A 5779-nucleotide genomic window follows, 5' to 3' on the forward strand; every position below is an offset into this window, starting at 1 on the left:
GGATGGAGCAGCCCGGTAGCTCGTCAGGCTCATAACCTGAAGGTCGCAGGTTCAAATCCTGCTCCCGCAACCAAACTAAACGGTCGGAAAATATCAAAGCAGCCCGTTCACACTACAATTGATCCACTGGATCAATTGCTTAACGTCTTAACTTCGCCAGGATCATAACCTGAACGCCAGAGGCGCAATTCCTATAACCAATCCTATAACCAAAACCAAAATCACAAACAGAACGTTCAAACTACAAACAGTCAAATGGACCAGTTGATTTACACCGAAACAGTGTCAGACGCGGTCCGTGTTCGTATCGGCTCGATTTCGCTCATACGACATGCACGTGTTCAATTTGGTTCTTTGGTCAACAATTGCTTCAACCTTCCGGATTTGTGGGCTGCGAGGTTCCAGCTATCGATTTTGAACGGTTAACAAAGCTCGCGACCAGCGGCGAAAACCGAATGTCACGGCTGTTGTTTCCTTGAGAAACCAGTTAAGTTTCTGGAATTATGTGCAATTTTGTACGTGGATATTGGTGGTCACTATTTGGACCAAACCTAGATTCTTTAGAAAGCGCAATGGTGGTCAGTCCGGTACGGTCTTGGCGGCGCTCTGCTTTCTTACAGGGTGACGGGATACTCACGCACCTTGTCAATGGCATGATTCAGGCGTAACGCCGCTCATAGATGTTGCGTTCTTGGGTCCGTCCTAAAAACTTACTACCATTGGAGATTGACACGCTCAGGCAAACAGGTACTCGGTGCCAAGGCTATTTTTGAATACAATCTAGGATGGTAAGTCACGAGCGACACTGATGTAATTTGGATGTCGTAGTTTATCAAGATCTCGAACTGGGAAAGAAATGCAATCTTCCAAGGACATAGTTGCAAACCTCTGCGATGCAATAGCATCAAACGACAAATCCAGCACGGCTCGGCCTGCGGACGCATTTCGCAGTGTGATCAGAACGCAGCTCTCAGTTCGCAACGCCAAATCCCCTGCGGTAGTGGCGTCCATTTACAGTGAAGTACTGAATCGCCCGGAAATTTGGCAGGACATGCCCAAATTCGAAGAAGCCGGAAAAGAATTTGAGCCGGACGCCGCGATAGAGCCGGGTTATTCGCTTGTTACATGCTGCATGAACAGAAATGACCATCTGGTGCAGACCCTTCCGACATGGTTGGTGCACCAAGAGATCGACGAGATTATCATCGTGGACTGGAGTTCCGAAATTCCGGTTGCGATTACCCTCGAACAGACCGGGATTCGCGACCCTCGCGTCCGTATTCTTCGTGTTGAAGACGAAGGGTCATGGATCCTCTCCCATGCCTACAATGTGGGTTTCCGGGCGACGACAAAAGACAAGATTGTCAAAGTTGACAGCGACATCATCCTCAACGTCGAGTTTTTCAACCGAAACTCCATGGGTGTCGGGAAACTGACCGCGGGAAACTGGCGGCAGGCAGAATCGGGCCAAAGCCACGTAAACGGATTCTTCGTTGTTGGTCGCGAGGACCTGATGGCTGTGAACGGGTTCAACGAACGGATTGTGACTTATGGCTGGGATGACGACGATCTGTACGACCGCCTGACGGACTCTGGCGTTGAAAGGGTGGATGTCGATCCCGACACCATTCGCCATATCGACCATTCCGACACAAGGCGCATCGACCGCCCCAAGAGCAAACCGGTCACCGGCTGGGATGAGGTACAGGCATTCCCGCAGTTCTGGATCTCTTTGAACCGTGAAACTGCCTTGTCATCCGCGCCCTGGGACAGCAGTAGCCCAATGGCCGGTTTCCGGCTGTTGGGCGATTCAGGTGGCGATATTCGGATGCGGCGAACTCACCCGTTTGGCGTAGATACAAACCTGATCGGGACGCGGCTGGAGCGGGCCGAAGCCGCAATTGGTGCGATACAGGATGTCTTCGATGGCGTTAAAATCACTGCGTCCCGAGAGGCCGTGGACTATGCGCTGATGACCCGCTCTCTGAAGGACGCGATCGCGGCTCTCGGCAGCGGGCCTCTGCAATCCGTTGAAAAAAATGACGAAGTTTCGGTTCCGATTGGACACAGCCACCACAAGCCGAAACTTATCGTTGATGCTCAGCATGGGCTGGGCAATCGACTGCGCGCGATTGCTTCGGGGGCTGCATTCGCACAAGTGCATGACCGGGACCTCGTTGTCCGTTGGGTACCTGACGAGCATTGTGATTGCAGTTTTACGTCGCTGTTTGATTTTGATGGCGCTCTCGAGGAAACCAGCGACAACAACCCGGAAAACGCGTTGGAAGTCGATCTGATGAGCAAGGCGTTCCGGGATGCCTTTGATTCCAGTTCGCTTGTCCACGCCAATCGTGACGTTGTCATCCAGTCCGCCTACAGGTTCACCTTTGGAGCGCCCTATGACGAGCTTGAAAAAGATTTCCTGCGCGCTCTTCAACCAAGTGCGGATGTTCAGGATATGATCAATTCCGTCAGAAATCCGAACGATATCGCCGTCCACGTCCGAATGAATGGTGGCGCTGCCACGGATCCTCATGGTGACGTTCCCGGTGACTGGTCCAAATCGGAAGACGAGATTGCCAGACGCGCCCGAAGCAGATCTCATTATGGCTTTTTCTTTAAGCGCATCGATGAGTTGCTGGAATCTTCCGCCAAGTCGACAATTTTTCTGGCTTCGGACAACTCGGAATCCTATGGCGCATTTGCCGCAAAGTACAAAGATCGCGTGTCCAGCCTGCCACGGACGGTGTACGACCGCTCGGAAATGCAGCTCAAATATGCGCTTGCCGATGTGATTTTGCTGTCCCGGGCGCCGCTTTTGTTGGGCAGCAACTGGAGCTCATTCACCGAAATCGCCCATTCAATGTCTCAAAACCAGAAGCTAGAGATATCGGGGCAACATTTTTAATGTCGCTTCGAACCTTCGGACATGCGTCCAAGTCGAAATACATACGAAATAAATCCGCCAGAGTGTAAACCTGAATGAATGACAGTGAAACAAGGAGCTTAGCCGTTGAGAGTGTCATTTCAGCGTGCAAGCAACAAGTAAGTGAAGTTATCGTTCTGGGCGGCCGGAAACAATCCGACTGGTGCGATGCCTACAGGTTGAACGGTGTAGCGCAGGTCACCCATGCAACGTTTGGCAAACTTGCGCAGTTCCAGAAAACCGCTGAAGGTCTTCGCATCGTCCACGTCACGAAGGGGCTGCCCGCAGCCAGTCTGAGCGAAGCTGAGTACAGCGTCAGCCTGATCACCGAGATCGCGGACATCGTGGTCTTCACACCGGTTTCTGCGACAGAACAGGACGTACAGGATCTGTTGATCGCCTGGCCAAGCTTTTGGGCGATGCTGTTCCTTGCCGAAGGGTTTATGTTGTGCGACGTCGTGCGCCCGGCGGTCTGGAACAGTTTTTACAGCGATTGGGAATCCCTGCAGAGCACGGTTGTTTTCACAAATACCGAGTTGGGCGACGCCTGGGCGGAAGCCGGCGGCAATGGTGCCGGTCCGGTCATTGACTATGTGCACCCCTCGACGCTTGATGTGAGTTTGAAACGTCTGCTGGCGATGCAAACCGCCGCAATGCTGATGCCCAACAATTCCGGTAGCTCCGCCGACGCTCAAAATCTTGCACCCAACATCCATATCGCGTTGCCCAAGCGCTATTTGAAAAAGGACTATGAAAACAAGCTGTTTCAAGAGCAACGCAAGTGGTGGAAGGTTGCCCTGAGCGCGCCCTGGCAGACGTCTTACTGGAGAGATCTTTGGCGGTTGCAGCGACGAACTAAACGCCGAATGAAATCCAGCTAGTCAAGAACAGCCTGCCCAGCGGGTGAAGCCCATAGCCGAATTTTCCCTGCGTATCGCGCCGGATCATTGGCACATTTCAGGGCCAGTATGGTTCTGAGCGCACCATTTCAAGCTACCTACGAGTTTGACTCTCTGCGCCTTTACGCGTGAGCAGATACGCAGGTCACGGTGCGGGCTGTAAGTGTCAAAACCAACGACTACCCAAAGTCTCATTTGATACTGTGAAGCGTTTCCGCGCAGGCAAATCTGCGCACGCACAGGAAACGGAAATTTTACGTAAAAACCATATTAAAACCTTAGTTTAAGACCAAGTTTTGCCACAAGCAGCACACAGTCGAGGCATCGCAATTCTCTAGTCCTGATCCAGAAAGTCCTGGAGCTGGAGAAACGACCATGCTGAGCCTGTTCAACTGTTTTACCATGGCGTCTCTGCGTGTCGGAAAATCCTCCACCCGTGGTGCCGTCCGGTTTTTGACGGCGCTGTTGGCGGTTACCGCGCTGACAACTACCGTGAGTGCTCCGTCACGTGTCGAGGCACAGCAACTGTTTGTCGTGGGCAGCGACCGCGGTGGGTACTTGCATGACCGTCTGGCTGAGCTGGAAAACCTTGAGCGCAACGGTATCCAGGTCGAAATACGCGGGCGCGTCTGCTATTCAACATGCACGATGTTTCTGGGGCTGCCCGGTACCTGTGTTGATCCCGATACGACTTTTGGTTTTCATGGCCCGTCCCGTAGCGGCCGTAGGTTAGCGCCCGAGGATTTCGACTATTTCAGTAAGGTCATGGCCGAGTACTATCCGGAACCACTGAAATCATGGTTCATGACCACTGCGCGCAATCGCATCAACGGTGTCCACAAGGTAAAAGGCAGTGAACTCATACGCATGGGCGTGCCAGCATGCCGGACCGCCTGAGGCTGGGCTTGCCCAGAGTTCACCGCAAGGGTATCACGTCCGGATCAAAAAAACCGACACCAGATTGCCCCCGCCGGAACCTGTTGCGGCCCACCAGTCAGGAGACCATCGCATCGTGTTGACATCGCTTTTCAAACGGTTCGGGCGGCGAGAACCCTTCCTGCTTCCGAACCCGGACGCTCCGCTTTGCGTGATCGGTGATGTGCACGGCTGTATCGTTCAGCTGGAAAAACTGTTGTCCGGTGTTCCGCAGGGCCATCGTATCATTTTGGTTGGCGACTATATCGACCGCGGCGAGCACAGCGCCGAGGTATTGCGCCTGATTAGCGCCCGCCCGGACCTGACCTGTCTGATGGGCAATCACGAAGAGATGTTGTTGCAGTTCTTGCGGGATCCCAAAGGGCAAGGCCCGCGCTGGCTGCGCAATGGCGGTTTGCAGACCCTGGCCTCCTTCGGTGTGCGCGGGGCCCGATCCGAGATGAACGGTGACGAATTGACGGACTGTCGCGACAGGCTGCAGGAGGCGATGGGCGGTGCGCTGTGCCAGTGGGTTTCCGAATTGCAGACCTGGGATATGTCGGGCAATGTGCTGGTTGTTCACGCTGGTGCCGATCCTGATGCCCCACCCGAGGCGCAATCGGACAAGGCCCTTGTCTGGGGTCACCCGTCGTTTCAGTCAAAGGTCAGGCGCGATGGTGTCTGGGTTGTGCATGGGCACACAATCGTTGGAACCGCCGGAACGCGGCAGGGGCGTATTTCCATCGATACCGGCGCATTTGCGACAGGCGTACTGAGCGCGGTCTGCCTGGACGGAACTGAGCCCAGGTTCCTGACGGCGCGTCCCTGAAGCTCTGACCGCAATAAGGCAGCATTGGACCTTTTTCAGACCGCTACTGTGCAAAACATTGTCATGGCAAGTCACATTGAATAGAACCGATCTTAATTAGATCGGATTTAGAGCATACGATGTTGATTACGCCCATCCTCCTTTGCGGAGGTTCTGGAACCCGTTTGTGGCCCTTGTCGCGTAAGAGCTATCCTAAACAATTTGTGTCTC

General features: G+C 53.7%; 5 protein-coding genes. All 5 read left to right on the forward strand.

Annotated elements, in window-relative coordinates; all coding sequences use genetic code 11:
* Window positions 1-1051 precede the first annotated feature (1051 nt).
* Window positions 1052-2908: a galactosyltransferase-related protein gene (locus tag ACR0IK_RS24135; protein WP_480597240.1), complete on the forward strand. Its 1857-nt coding sequence runs from the start codon at window positions 1052-1054 to the stop codon at window positions 2906-2908.
* A gap of 74 nt (window positions 2909-2982) precedes the next feature.
* Complete coding sequence (locus ACR0IK_RS24140) at window positions 2983-3807, forward strand: hypothetical protein (protein ID WP_480643654.1); 825 nt, start codon at window positions 2983-2985, stop codon at window positions 3805-3807.
* Window positions 3808-4200: 393 nt separating this feature from the next.
* Window positions 4201-4722: a hypothetical protein gene (locus ACR0IK_RS24145; RefSeq protein ID WP_480643655.1), complete on the forward strand. Its 522-nt coding sequence runs from the start codon at window positions 4201-4203 to the stop codon at window positions 4720-4722.
* 115 nt (window positions 4723-4837) lie between these two features.
* Window positions 4838-5569: a metallophosphoesterase gene (locus tag ACR0IK_RS24150; protein ID WP_480643656.1), complete on the forward strand. Its 732-nt coding sequence runs from the start codon at window positions 4838-4840 to the stop codon at window positions 5567-5569.
* Between the two features lie 119 nt (window positions 5570-5688).
* Window positions 5689-5779 (forward strand): sugar phosphate nucleotidyltransferase (locus tag ACR0IK_RS24155; RefSeq protein WP_480595140.1); only part of this gene is annotated, 91 nt, incomplete at its 3' end.

This window comes from Ruegeria sp. BF7 (assembly GCF_056538605.1).